Origin of the sequence: Synechococcus sp. R8-2 (genome assembly GCF_047461715.1) — a bacterium.
Lineage (GTDB): Bacteria > Cyanobacteriota > Cyanobacteriia > Thermostichales > Thermostichaceae > Thermostichus.
Window position 1 is genome coordinate 1 of the sequence record NZ_JANSHQ010000668.1, and the last position, 1,680, is coordinate 1,680.

Here is a 1,680-nt window from a genome sequence, read left to right on the forward strand (position 1 = left end):
AAGCGTTGCGTAGCAATATGGAAAGATTTGTGGAGTGGAAGACTTAGCGTTCCAGGCTGCCCATGGAGTCCTTGGCCGTTGGATCCTCGGGAGCAGACCAGAACTCATAGGCTGCTTGCGACAAGCTGGCGATCAGCCCTTCGGCTCTGGGATCGTTGGGGGTTTCTCGCTTCACCCACACCGCCGCCACATAGCGCCGCCCGTTGGGCAAATCCAGGATCCCGGCATCTCCCACCACGGAGCCCAGGGTTCCCGTTTTGTGGGCAATGCGCACCTCTTGGCCCAAGTTGGGCCGGAAGTAGGAGAGCCGTTGGGTGCGCCAGAGAATGTCCAGAAAACGGTCGCGGCTGCGGCGGCTGAGCATGCGCCCCTGTTCCACCTGGCTGAGCAACCAAACCATGTCGCGCGGGCTGCTGGTGTTGGTGCCCTCCAGATCCGGTAGCCACCATGAAATTTGCGTGTGTTGTAGCCCCCACTGCCGAAATTTTTGGTTGAGAGCCTCCTGCCCACCCAGGCGATCGATGATCAGATTGGTGGCGAAGTTGTCGCTGAGGGTGATCATCAGGGTGGCCGCTTCCAAAGCAGAAACCTGGGATCCCAGCGGGCGGGTTTGCAGCACGCCTGCCCCCCCTCCCTTGAGATCTTCCCGCAGGGTGAGCCTCTCATCCAGCCGCACCTGCCCGGTTTCCACAGCCTGGAAAAAAGCCAAGAGAATGGGGATCTTAATCACACTGGCGGCAGGAAAAGCCTGATCCGGCCTAACCCCGGCAAAGGCGCCGGTTTCCACCTCCCAAAACAGGGCTCCTGCCGTCAAACCCGGTTGGTCGGCCAAAGCGGCCAAGCGCTCCTGCAAAGCCGGGATCGCTTCTCCCGGCAGAATGTCACTTGGCAATGCCGGCGGGGGAGGATCCCCAAGCTGCGTCGTGGACTGTTCTGTCCGGCCAGCGGTGGTCGATTGCAGCAGTTGCGAGAGGCCCGCCATCGTCAGGCCCAGGATGAGACTTAAGCTCAGTCCCCTGAGCAACACTTGCCCGAGAGATGGAGAACGTCTCAAGCGGCGAGGCCGGGCAGCCCGTTGGCGCAGACGAGCAATGGCTTTCTGGCGAGCAAGACGCAGCGGTTGAGGACGGGAAACCAATAGGGATCCCCTAGGGGCAGGAAGCAGGCGACCAGAACCTGTTTGCGGCTTTGACCCCTCTGGAGGCGGGACGGCGTTCTTGGCAGGTTGTGGAGGGCGGCGGGGATCCCGCGACTTCTCTGGCAAAGGCCTACGGCCCGCTAGCGCGGATGGATCGGTGCCTTTCTTCTCCCTTGCTCTGGTCATAAGAACGATTGCCTTAACACCATACTTCTGACAGACACTGCTGGCAGTTTCACCGACTCCACTCCGGTGAGCTTGGCTTAATTAAACCCACATTAAACCCACAAATTGGCCAACCTGCCCTGACCTAGATTGCAAAACGCCCATCAAACCGTCCTCGCGACACGAAGCCTAGCAACAACCCCGCCAAAGGCAGGATGAGTCCCTGTTGCCAGAGCATCCACTCGGAGTCGTTTTAAAAACTTAGGTTGATCCGTGACCCCCCTTTCCCTCTGGAAGAGGGGCTGGGAATAGTCGCGGAAGCGGCGCGGAGCGCTTTTGCCAAGTCCAGGAAAACCGTCAGCTAGAAATCGCAGGAG

Annotated in this window: 1 protein-coding gene; it reads right to left on the reverse strand. The window is 59.9% G+C overall.

Annotated features, from left to right (window positions below; all coding sequences use genetic code 11):
- Nucleotides 1-43 precede the first annotated feature (43 nt).
- Nucleotides 44-1,138: a serine hydrolase gene (locus tag NW819_RS13705; RefSeq protein ID WP_414389145.1), complete on the reverse strand. Its 1,095-nt coding sequence runs from the start codon at nucleotides 1,136-1,138 to the stop codon at nucleotides 44-46.
- Nucleotides 1,139-1,680 lie beyond the last annotated feature (542 nt).